This is a genomic window from Marinospirillum sp., from assembly GCF_014859565.1.
Map to the genome: position 1 here is coordinate 1 of NZ_JACUUA010000057.1, position 19397 is coordinate 19397.

Annotated in this window: 26 protein-coding genes; 22 read left to right on the forward strand and 4 right to left on the reverse strand. The window is 49.1% G+C overall.

Annotation, left to right across the window (positions count from 1 at the left end; all coding sequences use genetic code 11):
• Positions 1–322: 322 nt before the first annotated feature.
• From IBX50_RS09255 to IBX50_RS09320, 14 genes are all read left to right on the forward strand, one after another.
• Positions 323–1528: a thiamine pyrophosphate-dependent dehydrogenase E1 component subunit alpha gene (locus IBX50_RS09255; protein WP_292255248.1), complete on the forward strand. Its 1206-nt coding sequence runs from the start codon at positions 323–325 to the stop codon at positions 1526–1528.
• Positions 1525–2502 carry a transketolase C-terminal domain-containing protein gene (locus tag IBX50_RS09260; protein ID WP_292255249.1) on the forward strand — a complete coding sequence of 326 codons (978 nt, stop codon included), beginning with the start codon at positions 1525–1527 and terminating at the stop codon, positions 2500–2502. Before IBX50_RS09255 ends, IBX50_RS09260 begins: the two co-directional genes overlap by 4 nt.
• A 10-nt stretch (positions 2503–2512) precedes the next feature.
• Positions 2513–3748, forward strand: coding sequence for a 2-oxo acid dehydrogenase subunit E2 (locus IBX50_RS09265; RefSeq protein ID WP_292255250.1), 1236 nt, complete (start codon positions 2513–2515; stop codon positions 3746–3748).
• Between the two features lie 132 nt (positions 3749–3880).
• The gene (locus IBX50_RS09270) at positions 3881–4147 is read left to right on the forward strand and encodes a DUF4160 domain-containing protein (protein WP_292255251.1); all 267 of its coding nucleotides are present in this window, start codon (positions 3881–3883) and stop codon (positions 4145–4147) included.
• Positions 4148–4159: 12 nt separating this feature from the next.
• Entirely contained in the window at positions 4160–4405 is a 246-nt protein-coding gene (locus IBX50_RS09275; protein ID WP_292255252.1) for a DUF2442 domain-containing protein, read from the forward strand.
• 36 nt (positions 4406–4441) lie between these two features.
• Positions 4442–4624 carry an addiction module protein gene (locus IBX50_RS09280; RefSeq protein WP_292255254.1) on the forward strand — a complete coding sequence of 61 codons (183 nt, stop codon included), beginning with the start codon at positions 4442–4444 and terminating at the stop codon, positions 4622–4624.
• Entirely contained in the window at positions 4611–5432 is an 822-nt protein-coding gene (locus IBX50_RS09285) for a glutaminyl-peptide cyclotransferase (protein ID WP_292255256.1), read from the forward strand. The genes IBX50_RS09280 and IBX50_RS09285 overlap by 14 nt, the downstream gene beginning before the upstream one ends.
• 24 nt (positions 5433–5456) lie before the next feature.
• Positions 5457–6152, forward strand: coding sequence for an aspartate/glutamate racemase family protein (locus IBX50_RS09290; protein WP_292255258.1), 696 nt, complete (start codon positions 5457–5459; stop codon positions 6150–6152).
• 24 nt (positions 6153–6176) lie between these two features.
• A complete protein-coding gene (locus IBX50_RS09295) occupies positions 6177–6836 on the forward strand; it encodes a DsbA family oxidoreductase (RefSeq protein WP_292255260.1) in 660 nt (219 codons plus the stop codon).
• The gene (locus tag IBX50_RS09300; protein WP_292255262.1) at positions 6833–7336 is read left to right on the forward strand and encodes a HugZ family protein; all 504 of its coding nucleotides are present in this window, start codon (positions 6833–6835) and stop codon (positions 7334–7336) included. The genes IBX50_RS09295 and IBX50_RS09300 overlap by 4 nt, the downstream gene beginning before the upstream one ends.
• A gap of 214 nt (positions 7337–7550) precedes the next feature.
• Entirely contained in the window at positions 7551–8186 is a 636-nt protein-coding gene (locus IBX50_RS09305; RefSeq protein ID WP_292255265.1) for a hypothetical protein, read from the forward strand.
• A 2-nt stretch (positions 8187–8188) separates the two neighbouring features.
• Positions 8189–9250, forward strand: a complete 1062-nt coding sequence (locus IBX50_RS09310) for an XRE family transcriptional regulator (RefSeq protein ID WP_292255267.1) — start codon at positions 8189–8191, stop codon at positions 9248–9250.
• A gap of 10 nt (positions 9251–9260) precedes the next feature.
• Positions 9261–9446 (forward strand): hypothetical protein, encoded by a 186-nt coding sequence (locus IBX50_RS09315; protein ID WP_292255269.1) that lies wholly within the window; start codon positions 9261–9263, stop codon positions 9444–9446.
• A gap of 108 nt (positions 9447–9554) precedes the next feature.
• Entirely contained in the window at positions 9555–9944 is a 390-nt protein-coding gene (locus IBX50_RS09320; protein ID WP_292255272.1) for a hypothetical protein, read from the forward strand.
• Here IBX50_RS09320 and IBX50_RS09325 read toward each other — a convergent pair.
• The 4 genes from IBX50_RS09325 to IBX50_RS09340 form a co-directional block, all read right to left on the reverse strand.
• The gene (locus tag IBX50_RS09325; protein WP_292255276.1) at positions 9941–10126 is read right to left on the reverse strand and encodes a hypothetical protein; all 186 of its coding nucleotides are present in this window, start codon (positions 10124–10126) and stop codon (positions 9941–9943) included. The genes IBX50_RS09320 and IBX50_RS09325 overlap by 4 nt on opposite strands.
• Before the next feature lie 3 nt (positions 10127–10129).
• Positions 10130–11779 (reverse strand): hypothetical protein, encoded by a 1650-nt coding sequence (locus IBX50_RS09330; RefSeq protein WP_292255278.1) that lies wholly within the window; start codon positions 11777–11779, stop codon positions 10130–10132.
• Positions 11780–11862: 83 nt separating this feature from the next.
• Positions 11863–12750, reverse strand: coding sequence for an Rpn family recombination-promoting nuclease/putative transposase (locus IBX50_RS09335; RefSeq protein WP_292255280.1), 888 nt, complete (start codon positions 12748–12750; stop codon positions 11863–11865).
• 127 nt (positions 12751–12877) lie between these two features.
• Positions 12878–14062: a sugar transporter gene (locus tag IBX50_RS09340; protein ID WP_292255283.1), complete on the reverse strand. Its 1185-nt coding sequence runs from the start codon at positions 14060–14062 to the stop codon at positions 12878–12880.
• Positions 14063–14215: 153 nt separating this feature from the next.
• Here IBX50_RS09340 and IBX50_RS09345 point away from each other — a divergent pair, with 153 nt between their 5' ends.
• The 8 genes from IBX50_RS09345 to IBX50_RS09380 all read left to right on the forward strand — a co-directional run bounded on the left by IBX50_RS09345 (position 14216) and on the right by IBX50_RS09380 (position 19178).
• Positions 14216–15448, forward strand: coding sequence for a MerR family transcriptional regulator (locus IBX50_RS09345; RefSeq protein ID WP_292255285.1), 1233 nt, complete (start codon positions 14216–14218; stop codon positions 15446–15448).
• On the forward strand, positions 15441–16505 hold the full coding sequence (rsgA, locus tag IBX50_RS09350; RefSeq protein WP_292255288.1) for a ribosome small subunit-dependent GTPase A: 1065 nt from the start codon (positions 15441–15443) through the stop codon (positions 16503–16505). Before IBX50_RS09345 ends, rsgA begins: the two co-directional genes overlap by 8 nt.
• Before the next feature lie 149 nt (positions 16506–16654).
• Positions 16655–16975 (forward strand): transcriptional regulator, encoded by a 321-nt coding sequence (locus tag IBX50_RS09355; RefSeq protein WP_292255291.1) that lies wholly within the window; start codon positions 16655–16657, stop codon positions 16973–16975.
• Positions 16962–17270, forward strand: a complete 309-nt coding sequence (locus IBX50_RS09360; RefSeq protein ID WP_292255293.1) for a helix-turn-helix domain-containing protein — start codon at positions 16962–16964, stop codon at positions 17268–17270. The genes IBX50_RS09355 and IBX50_RS09360 overlap by 14 nt, the downstream gene beginning before the upstream one ends.
• Before the next feature lie 10 nt (positions 17271–17280).
• Complete coding sequence (locus tag IBX50_RS09365; protein WP_292255295.1) at positions 17281–17583, forward strand: 4a-hydroxytetrahydrobiopterin dehydratase; 303 nt, start codon at positions 17281–17283, stop codon at positions 17581–17583.
• Positions 17580–17771 carry a hypothetical protein gene (locus IBX50_RS09370; RefSeq protein ID WP_292255301.1) on the forward strand — a complete coding sequence of 64 codons (192 nt, stop codon included), beginning with the start codon at positions 17580–17582 and terminating at the stop codon, positions 17769–17771. The genes IBX50_RS09365 and IBX50_RS09370 overlap by 4 nt, the downstream gene beginning before the upstream one ends.
• A gap of 75 nt (positions 17772–17846) precedes the next feature.
• Positions 17847–18125, forward strand: coding sequence for a hypothetical protein (locus IBX50_RS09375; RefSeq protein ID WP_292255303.1), 279 nt, complete (start codon positions 17847–17849; stop codon positions 18123–18125).
• A gap of 45 nt (positions 18126–18170) precedes the next feature.
• On the forward strand, positions 18171–19178 hold the full coding sequence (locus IBX50_RS09380) for a serine hydrolase (protein WP_292255305.1): 1008 nt from the start codon (positions 18171–18173) through the stop codon (positions 19176–19178).
• Positions 19179–19397 lie beyond the last annotated feature (219 nt).

Below are 19397 nucleotides of genomic sequence, written 5' to 3' on the forward strand. Positions count from 1 at the left end.
GTTGGCATAGGGCAGGGCGCTGGTGACCAGAATTTTGCGTTGAGTGGGCATGGAGTTCCTGAGTCTTGCAATCAATGAATGTAAAAAAATTAATCCCGCTATCTTAGCGATTTTCAGGCTGCAGTGCATCTGCTCAAGGGTGTTGCTTCATATCAGCCTTGCCTTGCCATAAAACCTGCTGCTAATCTGAGATACAGCAAAAGGTTACAGGTGCGTGGCAGAAATGATCTTTCTGCCCGCCCGTAAACATCCCGGCTGACACAATTGGCTAGGGATATAAAAGTGGCAATAACAACAATAAGTAACTCAGAAGGTACTAGCCATGACTGACCTGCGTAATCTGAACGTGGAGCTGATTCATCAGCCTGTGTTCCTGGATCCCGTAACTACGGTGATTCCCACCTTCCGTCTGCTGCAACAGGACGGCAAGCTTTACCCCGGTGCCAAAGCACCTGACATGAGTCAGGAACTGGCACTCAAAATCCACGATACCTTCCTGTTTATCCGTGCGCTGGACGAACGCATGCTGGCTTCCCAGCGGCAGGGGCGCATCAGTTTTTACATGACCCAGACGGGTGAAGAAGCCTCGGATACGTGCAGTGCTGCTGCACTGGATGCCGGAGATGTGATTTTTGCCCAGTACCGTGAGCAGGGCGCACTGGCCTTTCGTGGTTTTAGTCTGGATCAGTTTATGAATCAGATTTTTTCCAACGAAAAAGATCTGGGCAAAGGCCGCCAGATGCCAATTCATTATGGTTCCCGCGAGCTGAACTACATCACCATTTCTTCCCCGCTGGGAACCCAGATTCCACAAGCCACGGGTTATGCCTTTGGGTTTAAACAAGCTGGTCAAGATCAGTGTGTGATCTGTTATTTTGGCGAAGGTGCTGCCTCGGAAGGGGATTTTCATGCCGGCCTGAACATGGCCGGTGTGCTGAAAGTGCCGGTGATCTTTTTCTGCCGTAACAATGGTTATGCCATTTCTACCCCGGTGCATGAACAACTGGCCGGGGATGGTATTGCTGGACGTGGCCCCGGTTATGGCATGAAAACCCTGCGGGTGGATGGTAATGATGCACTGGCGGTGTATGAAGCCACCCGACTGGCTCGCCAGATGGCAGTGGAACACCAGCAGCCGGTGTTGATTGAATCCATGACCTACCGGTTGGGTGCCCACTCCAGCTCGGATGATCCCAGTGGTTACCGCAGCCGCAAAGAAGAAGACCAGTGGCGTGATAAAGACCCGGTGGCTCGATTCCGTAACTGGTTGATTGAGCAGGGCTGGTGGACTGAGGCTCAGGATCAGGAACGTCAGGCTGAACACCGCAAGGCCGTGGCAGTAGCCATGAAACGTGCCGAAAAAATCGACAGTCCGCCACTGGCAGACCTGTTCAGTGATGTGTATGACAAGCTGCCATGGCACCTGCAGCAGCAGCAACAACAGGCCAAGGAACACATTCTGCGGCACCCGCAGGCTTATCCAGCTACTGCAGCACGCCTGAAAGCAGCAGGGGAGGATAAAGCATGAGCCAGATGAATCTGCTGCAAGCCATCAACTCGGCGCTGGATACTGCCATGAAGCAGGATGATCGAGTGCTGTGTTTTGGTGAGGATGTGGGTGCTTTTGGCGGTGTGTTTCGCGCCACCAGCCATTTGCAGGAAAAATACGGCAAAAACCGTTGTTTTAACACCCCGCTGACGGAACAGGGCATCATCGGTTTTGCCAACGGACTGGCGGTGCAGGGTCGGGTGCCCGTGGCCGAGATCCAGTTTGCTGACTACATCTTCCCGGCTTTTGATCAGATCGTGAACGAAACGGCCAAATACCGTTATCGCTCCGGCAATGAATTTGATGTTGGCAGCCTCACCATCCGTACACCCTACGGTGGTGGTATTCATGGTGGCCTGTATCACTCCCAGTCACCGGAAGCCTACTTTACCCATACACCCGGCCTGAAAGTGGTGGTGCCGCGTAATCCACAGCAGGCCAAGGGACTGCTGCTGGCATCCATCCGTGATGACAACCCAGTATTGTTTTTTGAGCCAAAAAAGCTCTATCGCGCCGCTGTGGGGGAAGTATCTGATGAAGACTACACCCTGCCGCTAGGGCAGGCCGAGGTGCTGCGTGAAGGCACTGATGTGACCCTGGTCGCTTGGGGTGCTCAGGTACAGGCGATAGAAAAAGCGGCTGATATGGCGGCGGAAGCGGGTATCTCCTGTGAAGTCATCGATCTGCGAACCCTGCTGCCCTGGGATCATGACACCCTGGCGGCTTCACTGAAAAAAACCGGGCGGCTGGTGATTAACCATGAAGCCCCGCGCACCAGTGGTTTTGGTGCCGAACTGGCGGCCAGTTTGCAGGAAAGCTGTTTCCTGTATCTGGAATCTCCCATCTTGCGGGTCACTGGCTGGGATACACCCTTCCCGCTGGCACTGGAGAAGGAATACTTCCCCAATGAACTGCGAACCCTGGATGCCATCAAGGCCAGTGTTGGTTACTGAGGAGATTGCCATGAAAATTGATTTTATCCTGCCTGATATCGGGGAAGGCATCGTGGAATGTGAGCTGGTCGAATGGCACATTCAGGAAGGCGAAGCGGTCGCAGAAGACCAGCCGGTGGCTGATGTGATGACCGACAAAGCACTGGTGGAAATCACCGCCATGCACACCGGCACCATCACCCGGCACTACTGGAATAAGGGCGATGTGGCAAAGGTCGGCAAACCCCTGTTCCAGATCGAAGTCAGTGCGGAAGAAGCAGCAAAACACCCGGAAGTGACTCAGACACCTGTTGATGCTGAACCGACAAAACCGCTTGATTCACCACCGACGCCTGAAGCATCTGTCAGTAATGAAACACGCCCCGGTAAAGCCCTGGCTAGCCCGGCCGTGCGGCGTATGGCGCGTGAACTGGAGCTGGATTTGTCACAGGTGCCTGGCAGTGGTAAAGAAGGGCGAGTACTCAAAGAAGACCTGCTGGCTTGGCAGCAGGGTGATGCACCTCAATCAGCTGCAAGCAGTCCTGCAGCAACTTCGGTGGCAGTGGATCGAACCGAGCCGTTGCGTGGTGTAAAAGTAGCCATGGCTCGGCAGATGCAGGATGCTTATTCCAGTATTCCGCATTTTACCTACGCTGAAGAGCTGGACATCACCGAACTGGAAGCCCTGCGCCAACAGCTTAAACCGGAATTCGAGAAGGACGGACTGCGCCTGAGCCTGATGCCTTTTATGATGAAAGCCATTGCGCTAGCTGTGCAGCAATACCCAGTGCTGAACAGTCGTGTGAATGCTGATTGCAGCGAAATCACCTACCTGTCGGATGTAAATATTGGCATGGCTGCGGATACCCCGATGGGTTTGCTGGTGCCCAATGTCAAACAGGTACAACATCAATCGCTGAAAGAGCTGGCGACTGAAATTAACCGCCTCACCGATGCCGCCCGTCTGAGCAAACTGCCACCGGACAGCATGAAAGGCGGCAGTATCAGCATTTCCAACATTGGTGTGATTGGTGGCACCGTGGCGACCCCCATCATCAACAAACCGGAAGTGGCGATTGTGGCTCTGGGGCGTATCCAACAGCTACCACGCTTCAACAGCAAGGGAGAGGTGGAAGCCCGCCAGATCCTGAACGTCAGCTGGTCCGGTGACCACCGGGTGATTGATGGCGCCACCATGGCACGCTTCTGCAACCTCTGGAAAAGTTACCTCGAACACCCCGGTAAAATGCTGGTGGACTTGAGGTAGAGCATATCTCACTGTAACCAGGCCAGCCTGCAAGGGCTGGCTTTTGAGCTGAGTGGTTGCAACCTGGCCGGTAATCGAATACAACAAAGACTCGCAAGGCAGCATACGGATAGAAGAGCTTGAGGAGGAGCGATGCCAACGATCTCAATGTTTTATGGAATCATCATTCGGATGTACTTTGCACCGAAAGAGCATCCGCCACCACATTTCCATGTGTACTATAGTGAATATAAAGCAACCATTGATATTCGAACTTGTGAAGTGATACAAGGCAATTTGCCAACAAAACAGCTACGGCTTGTGCTTGCTTGGGCTGAGCTGCATCAGGATGAGCTGATGGCCGACTGGCAGTTGGTCATGAACGGTGAAGAGCCATTTAAAATCCAGCCCCTTCAGTAAGTGGTGAATGATATGTATCCATCTGTTGTGCGGGTTGTTGCTGAAAAAGATTTTTGTCTGGCAATCGACTTTGATAATGGTGAAAAAGGTTTACTGGATATGAAGCCTTTCCTTGATTTTGGCGTGTTCCAACGTCTGAACGATCCAGCTGCATTCCAACGAGTCAAGGTCTCCTTTGATACTGTTGAATGGGATTCGGGTGTTGATCTTGATCCTGAGTTTGTTTATAGCAAAAGCCGAATACTGGTGACACCCTAATGAACATCCAACGCTGCTATACAGACGGTGTGCTCCATGTCTGATGATGAAAAAAAACAGTCTTGTGTCAGGGCTGTGACGAAGCTTGAGTATTCAGTAGAGAGCCCTGAGTGGCATCAACAGGTGCTTGACGAGCGCACCGAGCTGATTCGTAGTGGCAAGGCTCAATGGTTGAGTCTGGCGACTGCACGAGAATTACTCAGCTGTGAAAGCAAATAAAACTGGCCGGACTTTACGTCTTTTCCCTCTACTGCTACTCACGCTGTCTCTGCTGGTTTGCCGCCAGCCTGATGCTGATACTTATCAAGCCCCTGATACCACGCCTGTTGCCAGCTACCGGGTCATACAACACTATCCTCATGATGTTGAAGCCTTCACCCAGGGTTTGTTGTTTCATCAGGGTTACCTTTATGAAAGCACCGGCTTGTATGGTCAGTCCACGCTGCGCCGGGTGAAGCTGAAAACGGGTGAGGTGAAGCAGTCGGTATCTCTGGATGCCACGCTGTTTGGTGAAGGGCTGGCGCTGTGGCAGGATCGTCTGATTCAGCTCACCTGGTGGGCCGGTGTGGCACTGGTTTATGACTTGCATAGCCTGAATCTGTTGCACACCTTCACTTATCCTGGGCAGGGCTGGGGGTTAACACATGATGACCAATGGCTGATTCTCAGCGATGGCACAGCAACCCTGCGTTTTCTGAATCCGGAAACCTTTGAGGAAATCCGCCGTGTGCAAGTGCTGGATGCCGGTGTTCCAGTCACTCAGTTGAATGAACTGGAATACGTGAATGGTGAAATCCTTGCCAATGTCTGGCATACCGATCACATCGCCCGAATTGATCCCCAGTCCGGTCAGGTGCTGGGCTGGATTGACCTCACCGGCCTGCTGCCGGAATACCTCAAGCCGAAAGACCGTGAAGGGGTGTTGAATGGCATTGCTTGGGATAATGAAGGGCAACGGTTGTTTGTAACAGGAAAACTCTGGCCGAAAATTTTTGAAATTGAACTGCTACCAACAACTGAAAAGTGATTTTTGATCAAAAGGAGTTTCAGGATGAAAACAATCGGGTTATTGGGTGGTATGAGCTGGGAAAGCACTCGGGATTATTACACTGCCATCAACCAAGGTGTCAAAGAACGCCTTGGAGGCCTGCATTCGGCCCAGTTGGTGCTCTACAGTGTTGATTTTGATCCCATTGAAAAGCTGCAGCATCAGGGTGACTGGCCGGGCACTGCGGCGATTCTTTGCCAGGCAGCGCGTAATATTGAAGCGGCAGGTGCTGATTTTCTGTTGATTTGTACCAACACCATGCACAAGGTTGCACCGGAAATAGAGGCGGCGATTCAAATCCCATTGGTGCATCTGGCTGACGCCACTGCTGAAAGCCTGCTGGCATCCGGTATCAAAAAAGTTGGTTTACTGGGTACAGCATTCACCATGGAACAGGATTTTTACAAAGGCCGCCTGCAGCAGAAGTTTGGCCTGGATGTACTGGTTCCTGATGCTGATGACCGAGCGCTGGTGCATCAGGTGATTTATCAGGAGCTGTGTCTGGGACAAATTCATGAGGCATCCTGCAAAGAGTATCTACGCATCATCAGTCAATTGGCACAGCAGGGTGCGGAGGCGGTGATTCTGGGGTGTACAGAAATTGCCATGTTGGTTGATCAGAAGGATACTGATGTTCCCTTGTTTGATACGACTGCCATTCATGCTAGAAAAGCGATCGAGTTGGCTTTGTTATCCTGAGTAATTAATGCGCCTGGAGCACTTATGCCCCCTGTAAAAATCGACATCGTTTCTGACATTGCCTGCCCTTGGTGTGCCATCGGTTATGCACGACTGGAGCTGGCTATGGTGCAGTTGCAGGATGAAATGAGTTTTGATGTGCAATGGCACGCCTTTGAGCTGAATCCTGATCCGGACGGCGACGGTGAACCCATTTTGCAGGCATTAAGCCGCAAGTACGGTCGCAGTGCCGAGGAGATGGAGCAGATCCAGAGCCAGATGCAGGGTATCGCTCAAGGCCTGGGGCTGAACTTCTCTGCTTTGCAGCAGCGCCATACCCGTAACACCTTTGACGGGCACAGGCTGGTGAAGTGGGCGGCAGAGCAGGGTCAGCAAACCGCCATGAAAAAAGCCCTATTTGAAGCCTACTTTGGTGAAGATGCCGTCATCACCGATCCCGATGTACTGGTGAGCCTGGTCGAGCGCATCGGGCTGGATGGTGAAGCCGCACGCCAGTTACTGGCATCAGACCAGTATGTGCAGCGGGTACGTGAGGATGAAGCCCACTGGCAACGGGCAGGCATCAGCTCGGTACCGGCTTTTATCATCAATGACCGTTACCTGATCTCCGGCGCTCAGGAACCCGAAACCCTGGTTCAGGCATTCCGGGATATCCGTGATGCAAGCCAGGAGCAGCCGTCATGAGGGATGAACCCGTTGTGGATCTGGCCGCAGTGGCTGCTGATTTTCAGGGCTTTGTGGCAGGTTTTAACAGTGTGATCCTGTCCACCGTGAATGCAGACGGGTTACCAGAAGCCAGTTATGCGCCCTGCATTCAGCAGGATGATTGTTTTTACATTTATGTTTCGGAACTGGCCAGCCACACCCGTAACCTGCTGGATCGCCAGCATGCCAGTTTGCTGTTCATTGAATCGGAAGCAGAAGCACGCAACCTCTTTGCCCGCAAGCGTGCCACGCTGGAGATCACCGCTTACCCGGTAGAGCGGGACAGTGAGCAGTGGTTGAACATCATGGCCGCAATGGAAAGCCGGCTGGGCAATACAGTAAGCGTGATTCGGGGATTAAAAGACTTCCACCTGTTGCAGCTCAAACCTCGCAAAGCCACCTTTGTCACCGGTTTCGGCAAGGCTTTTGAACTCCAGGGTGAACAGCTGGATCAGATCACCCACCTTAGCCGCAGGTGATCTGTAGCTTGGTCCAACGTAGAGCGGCTACAACTCAAAAATAAGTAGTAGTGACATGCTGATGAGGGGTTCTGATCCACACATCAGACCAGAAAAGTTCCAACACATTCGTTTCCGTCTAATTTATGCAGCCTCTATATGATAGGTTCTATCTTGCTATGTTGATTTATATCACCTACACTGTAGGATGAAAAATTAAACATGAGGGTAATGAATGCAATCTCCAAAACCAAGAATCATTCACTCGGCAGAAGAAGTACCAAGCGCGCTGGAAAGCTTGGGACTCGATGCAGAAATCATTAAATTCATTGGTGAGTCAGCCAGAGCAGCAAGAAATGAAACTCTACCTATCGACCCAATCAATGCAGGAGGCACACTCGCATACATCTTTGGTGTAAGAGCAATACGCAACAAACTGCTCTCACGAGGGTGGGAAAAAAGTCGACAAGGTAATATTGAGGCAACAGTTCATCACGAACATGGCATTCAGCTCTGGTTTCAAAACGTAGACAAGGCCTGCCAGACCAGTAGAATACCCCGCGCAATATCAGACAAAGGACCAGGTGCACGTCACCTGATTGAATCTGGCCAGCTCGACCTCTTTAACGAGGACAACAAAAAGCGGCCACAGAAACTTGGTAGCACGCCTACCGTGTGGGTTGTCTGCGTTTCGTCAGATGAAGAGTCCTTGCAAGTTGAAGTATCGCGCCCTGTAAGCTTCTCTGGTAAACAATACGACGACTTTGACCAACGTATCTTTGTTCTGGATAAGCGTTTTGAACCTGAAGCCATCACTAACGAACACGACATCGACAACATCGAGGTCAACATCACCAGAAAGCAGGAGTGAGCATGTTTAACCCCAGCCGGTTATCCACCGCAAGAAAAAGGCGGCAGCTGACAAAAAAAGCTTTAGCGGAGAAAGCCGGCATTACCCAAATCACCTTAACTCGGCTTGAAACAAAAGGTGAAAATGAACCCAAAGAAGAAACCGTAGATTCCCTTGCAAAAGCACTGAACTACCCTGTTGAGTTCTTCTATCAAGATGATCTTGAGGCCGCCCAAGAGTCCACAATCAGCTTCAGAAGCCTAACAAAACTGACAGCACGGCAAAAAGATGCAGCCATTTCAGCCAGCGAAATTGCCCAGCTACTGGATGAATGGATCAGTGCCCGCTTCAACTTGCCGGAAGCCGATCTGCTGGATTTGCGAGATGAGCAGCCAGTGGAAGCTGCTGCGGCTCTACGCCGCCACTGGGGCTTAGGTAACAAACCCATAGCTCACATGCTAAAGCTACTGGAGGCCAAAGGGGTTCGCATTTTTTCACTGGATGAAAACAACCTCAACGTTGATGCCTTTTCTCATTGGAGGAACGGTGTACCCTATATCTTTCTAAACATTTACAAATCAGCGGAACGCAGCCGTTTTGATGCAGCTCATGAGCTAGGGCACTTGGTTCTGCACCAGCATGGCGAGGTTACTGGCCGTGAAGCAGAGCGTGAAGCAGATCAGTTTGCATCGGCTTTCCTTGTGCCCAGGGAAGACTTCAAGGCACACATACCACCCATGCCCTCATTGCAACGCTTGATTACCGCCAAAAAGCGCTGGGGAGTATCGGCAGCGGCCATGGCCAGAACTGCTTATGACTCCGGAGTCACATCAGACTGGCATTATCGTGATCTTTGCAAACAAATCAGTATGCGAGGCTTCCGCAAACAAGAGCCAGAGCCGATGGAACGTGAACAGTCGGTATTATGGAAAAAATTGCTGGAAGCACTATGGAGCGAGGGAATAACGAAAGACAAAATAGCCAAAGAGCTTGCGCTGCCACTTGATGAAGTGGCCGCATTGATAGATGGGCTTCTGATCAATAACAGCGAAAGACAACAAGTAACTTTTCCAAAAGGAATTTAAAGGACTAACCATGAAAAAAGAAAACTATCGTCTAATAGAGTGGATTGCTGGTGCCATTGCTGGCGCATGCTTTATTCTTTTTAACACTATAGCATCAAATGCAGGAGTCTTCTCGCCGAATCATAACGAGGCTGTAGAAAAACCTCAACCTAAAAAATTGATCATTTTTTATACTAAAAATGGCGACTCTACGTGAATTCTGGAGCACTTTTCATCATCAGATACTCCAGAATTTACGTAGGAGCGCGGAAAATTCTCAAAACCTGAACCTCTTAGGTTTTTCTACAGCCTGAACGCCAACACAATGACAAAGACCATTGCCCTGCTTTTCTTGGCGGCAAGCTTAGTCATTGCTATGTCATTAATTATCACTGGTTGGATTTACAAGACAAAAGACAACCCAGAAGAACACTTCAAAAAGTACGAAATATTTTTCAACACCAGTTTGTTCGTTGGTTTATTTGCTGCTGTTATTGCATTCACTCTGATGCTGATTGGATTCTTTTTCGGAAATAATCTAGATATCAAAGATGCAACAGCAGTCCCTGTTGTAGCATTTTTTGCTGTGTTGGTTATTGCTTTCGCACCACTACTAAAAAAGAGAAGTAAAAGCAAAGAAAAACAGCATGAATATATTATAGTTGTGAAAGATCAGTCTTCAGGGAAGTACTTCGTCTCAGTGAAAGAGGATTAACTATCCGGGTCGCACAAATAACAAACCTTGATATTGGCATCATTCAACGCCTTCTCCAGGCATTCAATCTTTCCCTGGAGCTCTTCTACATCTGGTGATTCAGGGCGAAATGAAAGCACGGCTATCAAAACAATAAACATTGCCGCATGAATGTAAATCGCTGACCATGAAACCTTACTCATTCATTATCTCCTTATGTGTCGTTTCAGTGCGACAACGGTTTGCCACACCAACACCGCAAATATCATGTAAAATAAAAGGCTCAACAACTCCATACCGCTGGTTAGGAAGCTATTAAATGGAATCATGCCAGAGGCTAAACAGTTTACCTTATCATACCAGTTACCAAAAACATCACATGATGGCTTAGGATGGATCAGTCCAAAGTGACGATGAAGAACAAAGGTATAGAAGTAAAATACCATGGACAGAAGAAGCCAGCCAATGCTTAAAAGGTAGTTCTGCCCAAAGTCCGACACATTTTTGTTGATGTGGAATACAGCGCGATCCCATAGAGGTAGAGACTTATTACCAGACACCTCTTCACGGTATTTATCCATCTCCTTGGCAAAAAATTTATTGGCTTCCAGATGGTTGCCGATTTTATCAAAGGAATGCTTAATCAGGCGGTAAGTCTCGCGGGTTGTGTTGGCAATATTACCGCCATCGGCATCAACACCAAGGAAGTTGGCTTCGCCAGAGAAGTTGGCGCGGTCGAGATTGAGACCGCCTAGGAATTTCGCACCGCGAAAAGTGGCATGGTTGTGGAAAGTCACATACTCAAATAATCCTTGGCAACCTTTATCTATAACACCAACATCTTCAAATGCAAAAAAGCCTCTAAAATCAACACGCCTAAACTCTAATTCATTTATAGGTGCGCCATTAAAGTCGGAAACACCCAAAAAATCCACATTGCTAATCTTAATACAAAAAGGTGGTGGCAAATTATATTTATCGCTACCATACTTAATCTCAAACTTACCAGCAAACTTCAAACCTTTGAAAAAAATTGATGAGAACCGACCTCCATTAAGGCTAACTCTTTCTTTAAAGTAAGAATCTTTAATGTCTAGATCAATTTTTTCAAAACTGCAGTCATGGAGAGATTCACCTAAGAAATGTAGATTCCTTACTGTCAGTTTAGCCTTACCGGAACCTCCAAATCTGCATGACTTAAAAAAATCCACATGAGACTCTACACTATTCCCTTTAGTATCAACTTTTAAGGAACCAAGAAAATGGCACTTCTTAAAAAGAAAGTCTTGTGTGTATCCAGTATCACGTCTGCTTTTAGGGGAATTATCATAAACAATCAAATTTAAATCAGAGCAAAAAGTCGAATCAAAAAAAGACATATGGTAGCGATATTTCTCTTCCCTCTTATCTGCTTGATAATTAAAAAGCCTTAGCTCTAAAAATTTCTCATCATCTATAGCATCATAAGAGAAAGAGCACTTCTCAAAATAAATATATGGTTCAGGAATTCCTGCACCCTTTGCGATTACATTAGTTATCCGACCAACTCTTATAGTGCAGTCTACAAAGTTCACATAATCATAGCTAATATCTTTCTGGATATTAACCAGAGTCCTAACATTTCCATCCCAAGGAAAATCCACACCAGTAATCGTAAACTTCTTGTAGCCTGAAATATTTCCAGGGCTAGCTTTTGTTCTTACGATTCTCTCATCACTCTCAACATATTGGTTTAAAGCAGACTCAAATTCATCTTTATCTTTAAACTCAAGTGTTTTTTTACAATGCAGTATGCATAAACTACTTTCAGAGTCATAAGCTTCGTTACTACACCCTTTGTACTGACATTTTGCCATCAGTCTTCCCTTGCAGTTAAGTTTCGATCAGTGCATCAAACCCATCAGCTCAGCCACGGAACAATGCCACTGTTTCTATAAAATCAGTAACTGGGCTGCTGTTTTTTAATACTTGCCAGTTCATCCGCAGTGATTTGGGCAATGTTCATTACCTGGTTATCCGGCAGGCCAGCTTGCAGCATGTTGAGTACCATTTCTTTTTTGCCTTCCTTTTTACCTTCTTCCCAGCCTTCTTCTCTGCCTTCATCGCGTGCTGTGTCCACAACATTGGTGAGGTCACGGTAGTATTTGAGGCTGGATTCGTAGGCAAGGCGTTCTTCCGGTTTAAAGCGGGCAATGTTGGCTTGTTTGAACAGGCTGTTAAAAATGCGTTCTTGCAGTTTTTTGGGTTGTTCCTGTAAACGGTGCAAATGACGGAACAGAAAGAACCATTTGTCTTGCAAGGTTTCCAGTTGGTCTTCTGTTTTAGTGAAGTTGGGCAGCGTCAGGTAGATAAAGGTGAGTTTGTCGTAAAACACCTGATTCTGCTGGTTTTTCAGCTGCACTTGATGGATGACCTGCTGGCAGGCTTGCGGATCATTTTTGTCTTCATCAAACAGAAAATCAAGAATACCGATGGTGTAAACCGCCGCCAGTTTGAAGTTCCAGTCGTCACCTTTTTTGGCCTGCTGTTGAATGGGGAAGGTGGCATAAAACAGACTGCGGTCTTTAAAGAAGTTCTGCTTGGCTTTTTGCAGTTCAACAATGAAGTGTTCACCGCTGTTGCTGACACAGTTGAGGTCAAAAATTGCTTTACGATCCAGCAGGGTAGCACCCTGATACTCATTCTGGATGAAGGTGAGATCCTGAATCTGGTGTTTTTGCGGCAGCAGGGTATTGAGAAAGCTGATCAGATGCGCTTTGCTGCTGTCTTCACCAAAGATTTTTTTAAAGCCAAAATCGGTAAATAAATTAACGTATTGACCAGACACGGTTGACCTCAAGCAGACAGAATCGAACACTCATTTACTTTAACAGAAGCAGACCAGCTTGTGCAGAACACTGGAGGTCAGCGACTGGTAAGGAAGTCCTCTTCTAGCTACTCGGTGTAGGAGTCGATCAGGTTTGTGTATGCCTATGCAGGTGACCAAAGCAGAAAAACACCAGCCAAGCCAGCGCTGCCAGTCCGATTAAGCCACCAATATACCCAGTTTGATCCAGCCCACGGCTGAGAATAATTTGGCTGCCCACCAGTGCACCGCCGCCAATACCAACGTTATAAATACCCGAAAAAATGGCTGTTGCCACATCGGTAGCATCGGCGGCTAGCTCCAGTACCAACACCTGTGCGGCCAGTGTCATTAATGTAATGCCCATACCCCAGCAGGCGGCGATCAGCATCAGATGAGTGCTGGTGGTGGTTAATGGCACCAGTACCAGCATCGACAATACAATCAGGCCGACAGCCAGCAACAGCACTCCTGCCTTTAGATGCCGGTAAAGACGACTGAACAACAGCGCCGCCGTAAAACCGGCCAGCCCATACACCAGCAACACCAGCGTGGTCAGGCTGCCACTGAACCCCAGTACCTGCTGCACCAGAGGTTCGATGTAGGAATAAACCGTAAAATGAGCAGTAACAATCAACAGTACCAGCCCATACAATCCGATTAAAGCCGGTCGTCTTAACAACAGCGGCAAACTGCGGATGGAACCGGCATTACGGCTCGGCAGGGTGGGCATCACCCGCAAAATCACCAGCAATACCAAAGCTGCACAACCACCAATCAGCAAAAACGTGATGCGCCAGTTAAACCATTCACTCACCAGTCGACCCACCGGTAAACCCAGAATACTCGCCAGTGTGGCACCGGTAATCAACAGACTTACGGCCTGAGTCTTTTTGCCCTCCGGCGCAATCCGCATAGCAATTGCCGCTGTAATCGCCCAGAACACTGCATGAGCCAGTGCAATGCCAATACGGGACACCATCAACACGGCAAAACTCCAGGCCACAGCCGACAACAGATGACTGACAATAAACAAAGCAAACACCACAATCAGCAAGCGCCGCCGCTCAACATCACTCAGCAGAATAATGGCCGGTAAAGACGCCAGCGCCACCACCCAAGCGTAATAGGTCATCATCAGCCCGGTTTCGGCGATGTGCATATCAAAGGAATCTGCAATACCGGACAACAGCCCGATGGGTGCAAACTCCGAGGTGTTGAACACAAAAGCAGAAAAGGCAAGGCTGACCACCGCAAGCCAGGCTTGCCGGTCGGAAGGTTGCTCGGTAGGCATGGAAAAAAGACTCAGAAGTCAAACAGGATAGAAGCGGCATTTTATGCTGGATGAAGAGCGGAAGCGAATGAAAACAGCGCTTATAATTTCTCTTGACCTGTCTAAAGGTTCACCCTTTAGCCTTGTGTTTGTTCAGACCGTTATGTGGGCCTTATGCATACAATCGCCGCAGCTGTACGTTGTGTCGGGGTGGCGCGTTCCACCCTGCTGTATTACGAGCGTATCGGACTGATCCGCCCTGTTCGTGATCCCGGTAATGGTTACCGCCGTTACTCGGATCGGGATCTGGAGCGCCTGATCTTGCTGAAACAACTGCAACAAGCTGGCCTGAGTCTGGCGGAGTGCCGTCAATGCCTGGATGGTCAGATGGATGCAGCACTGCTGGCAAAACGCCTGGCAGGTGTGGATACGCAGTTGCAATCCTTGCTGGCGGCACGTTCAGTACTGATGACCATGCAGCAGCGTCTGGGTGGTGTTATGCCTGCTGCTGTTGATCTGTCACAAGTGGGTCAGCGTGACTGGCACGCCTCTTTTGCAAGTCGATCACCAGAGGCCTACCGGCAGTTTTTGCAAAGTCTGGGTTACAGCAAAAAAGAGTCTTTTCATTTGCAATGGGTCACCAGAGATATGAACGAACACCAGGAATACATGCAGGTTTTTTTTAAGGTATTTGAAGGAATGAAACGTCAGGGACCGGGCAATGATGCAATCACCCGTAGCCTTGTACAAAAGGTTATGAGTCTTCATTCAACGCAGCGCATTCTTGATATGGGCTGTGGCAAGGGAGCATCAGCTTTGGTGCTCGCTCGTGAAAGTCAGGCTCAAGTGGTGGCACTGGATAACCATCAACCCTTTGTTGATGCCCTGCAACAGGCCGCAGCAGCAGAAGGTCTGGATCAAATCTTGGCTATTATCGGCAGTATGGATGAGCCGGACAAAATACCCGGAACCTTTGACCTGATCTGGTCAGAAGGTAGTGCCTACATCATCGGCTATGAACGGGCATTAAAGCTCTGGCGGCCACTATTAACTAAGACGGGGTATCTATTTGTCAGTGATCTGGTACAGCTTGGAGATGAACTGGCACCAGAAGCCCGCGCCTACCTTGAGCAGCAAGGAGTGAAATTTGAACACATGGATGACCGCATTCAGCAAGCCAAAGCATCGGGTTACCAGGTGCTGGATAGTTTTGCTCTGCCACAGCAGGACTGGTTGGAGTTTTATACCGACATGGAACAACAGATCAAACGACTGGAACCGGAAGTCGGCAAAGACCATCCGGCACTGATCTCCCTGAGACAGGAAATCGACATCTATCGCCGTTTTGGACACCAGTTTGGTTATGCTTGCCTGTTGATGCAGAAGGTCAGTGATAGTGATGAGTGAAAGATTATTAAACTTGGGTCTCGTTCGGTTTTTTATCCAGCAACTGACGGACACTTGTGTACTTGAGGAGCGTCTTGGACGTGTTATGTCGGTTCAGCGCTCCAGAAGCACAGTTGTCTGTGAATCGGGTGAGCGAGTTGTAGAGCTGTCATCTACCTTGCGACAATCAGCTGCAATTGATCGACCCGTTGTGGGGGATTGGATTGTACTGGATGAGTCACTTTCCAGGATTGAACGAGTCTTGGAACGGAAAAGTTTTTTTAAGCGATTGGGTGCAGGCAGTAACAATGAAATACAGCCAATAGCCGCAAATATAGATATCCTTTTTATAGTCACATCCTGTAATGAAGAGTTCAAAGAGTCGCGCCTGGAACGTTATCTTGCATTGTGCGCCGAAGCCGGAGCAACGCCAGTGATCATTCTTACAAAAGCCGACAGGGTTGCCGATCCTGGAGTTTTTATCCATCGTGCCCGCAGTGTTCAGGCTGGGGTTCCGATTGAAACAGCGAATGCTCTTGATCCAGAGACTGTTGATGGGGTTCGCGCCTGGATTGACAGGACGTCTACAGTTGCTCTGGTGGGTTCCTCTGGCGTTGGCAAGTCCACACTCCTCAATACGCTGGCGGGTCACACCTTAGCTGCTACCAGTGAGATTCGTGAACAGGATAAGAAGGGGCGCCACACAACAACACACCGCGAATTACACCTTCTACCCTCCGGCGGACTACTGATTGATGTTCCGGGAATGCGGGAGCTGAGGATTGCCGAGCTAAATCAGTCAATTGGTGCTGTTTTTGAGGACATTCAATTATTGGCAAAGCAATGCCGGTTTGCTGATTGTCGACACGAGGCTGAACCCGGATGCGCCGTGCTTCGGGCGATACAAGAAAATGAGATTGATGCTCGTAGATTGGCTAATTATAAAAAGTTGATGCGCGAAAATGCACTGGCAACAGTGACTTTGGCTGAAAAACGCTCTCAAGACCGAGAATTCGCAAAAATGGTTAAAGAGGGCAAGCGTATAAAACAGAAGAAGTCTGAATCAATAACCGAGTGAAAGTGGATCTGATCACCCACACCACAGGTGGTATCACCCGGTTAGATGTAGAGCTGACGGGGAGGATGGAAGAACTTGCTGGTGAGGTAGTAGGCTGAAACTGGCAGAGGTCGTTTGCTCGCAGTGCGCCTTTGGCGTACTATTCAGCTATGTTAACCATAATCGAATCACCCATATTTTCCAGAATGTGGCCAGATTACTGGACTGAAGAGGAGCGGGCAGAGTTTGCTGCTTTTCTTGCAGCCAGCCCTGATGCTGGGGACGTTATTTCTGGATCGGGTGGTTGTAGAAAGATTCGATGGTCACGTCTAGGTGCTGGAAAGCGAGGTGGCGTCAGAGTGATCTACACAGCTCGACTTGAAAGTGATGTTTTGGTTCTGCTGGTGATTTATGCGAAGAGTGCAAAGGAAAATATCCCGGCGCATCTGCTGAAACAAATTGCGGAGGAGATGGGATATGCCAATGAATGAAACTGAACTGATGGAACGTGACGCACAGCGTAATATTGGTGAAGAGCTGTTAAATGCAATACGTGATGTAAAGGCGGGCGAATATGGTAGCAGTTATTCTATTGAGCCTAATGAAATTGTAGCAACTCGCATTAAGTGTGGGTTATCCCAGATACAGTTTGCAAAAGCCCTGCATATATCTCCGCGAACTCTGCAGCAATGGGAACAAGGGCGTCGTCATCCATCAGGTGCAGCAGAAACACTGCTGAAAATTGTTGCAAAACATCCGGAGGTTTTGCGTGAAGTAATGGCCTGAGCAGGTTGCCATGACTCATACTTCGTTGGTAAACCAGCATGAATTGCAGGAGTTTCTGCACCAAAATCCCCAATGGCTTGTACAAGATGGCAAACTACACAGGGAGTACCAGTTTGCCAGTTTTGTACAGGCCTTCGGTTTTATGACCCAAGTAGCACAGCTGGCCGAGGCCATGAACCACCACCCGGACTGGAGCAACAGCTATAACCGAGTGAAAGTGGATCTGATCACCCACACCACAGGTGGTATCACCCGGTTAGATGTAGAGCTGGCGAGAAAGATGGAAGTGCTTGCAGGGAGTGATTCGCTATGAAAAACACATCCCGTCTTTATTCTGATCTTGCCTGGTGGTTATGGCCACTGTGGGGTGATGCTTCCACCGAGTATGCGGATTATTGTGAGCAGGTCACGGTATTGATTCATCAGTATACTCAGCGCTCAGTAAGTTCCCGACTGGATCAAGATGAATATACCCTGCTGGCTTGCGTGAAAACTGGCTGAAAAACTTGCAGTAGCGGCTTGCCTGTGTTCAATTCTGGTGTCTTTAATGGCGGTTATTTGCAAGGGTTTCTGATAATGAAGCAGATGTTGATCAAGATTTTCTGGCCGATTCTGAGTTTTTTCGAAACAGGCGAACAGTCAGCGAACTACAAAGAATCTCACAGGTTTGTCCTGAATATAGTGGGCACCTTGTTCTTGTTCCTGTCGATGGTTTCAGCTTGGGCTGGTTATACCAGTGGCGCGGTAGGTGCTCTTATCCCTGTGGTGGTTTTCTTTTGTGTAGGTCTGGTTGCGCTTGTGTTGGGTACACTCGGTTCAAATGCTGCAGTTACCAAAATATGGGGTATCAAATAACCCCAACCTTTCGCCTCGGTCATCACAGTACAAGTGGGTTAACACATGAACACTGATGCCGCTGTTTCTTTGATGCAGGGTTTTCTTGCGCGTTCGCCGCGTTCTGCGGTTGAGGTGCAGGTGATGATTAAAGATCAGCACTGGCTCTGGCGATACGGTGAGGCTGAGCAGGTAGAGTCACCTGTGTTCGAAATCGGTTCGGTGGGTAAAACCCTGACCACCACGCTGCTGGCGCTTTTGGTTCAGCGTGGGCAGGTTAGTCTCGCTGATCCGGTGGAGCGTTTTTATCCAGATTTGCCGTGGGCGAGTCAGGTGACCTTACAGCAGCTTGCCAGTCATACGTCCGGGCTTCCGGCTAATCCATTCAGCCGCTGGCAGATGATGCTGCGTGGGTGTCAACTCGCTGAAGCCTTTGAAGCCGATGATCTGATGGCTTTTTTGCACCAACTGCCGTCACGACTGAAACCTGGCGGCACGGCACATTATTCCAATGTTGGGATGGCGCTGCTGGGTCGAATTCTGGGTGATGTGTGGGGTGGTTCTTACGCTGACGCCGTGCAGCAGCTGATCCTGCAGCCCCTAGGCATGCAGGATACCCACCTGGAACCTTCACATTATTCCCCTGCTCGGTTGATGCAGGGGCATAATTCGGCGGGTCGGCCTGTACCACCTTTTGCCTGGAAAGGCATGGAAGCAGCGGGTGTCTGGCGATCAACCGGTGATGACATGATGCGGTTTCTTCGCGCCCAAATGGGGTTTTGTGGTGATCCTTGGGATGTGCTGGCCGGACTGACCACTCAGCCACAGGCAAAAATGAACCGAGATACCCAAGTTGGTCTGGGCTGGATGTTAAGTTCGATAAAATCTCAGGGTCTGGTTGCATGGCACAATGGTGGAACTTTTGGCCAGCATTGTACGGTGGCATGGTCGCCGGGGATTTCTGCAGCAGTTGTAGTGCTGACTGATCGCATGCCGCCCTGGTGGCATCATCTGATGCCGAGCCGTCAGCTGGAGTCAATACCGGAGCGGTTGATAACAGCGCTGAATCAGTAGTGATCCCGCCGCTTGGCATACTGAATATCAGTCAGGAGCTGCACCGTGTCAATTTCTTGACCGCACGGTTAGCCAGTGTTAATAAGGGTTGCTAGCTGCTATTCCATAATAAACACAATAAAGGATATTCGGGATGTTTGAGCTGCTGACTCAGGTGGGGCTACCTGTCGGGTTCCGGATGATCAAATCTCATTAAGGAGTTATCCTTTGCTTGCTGCA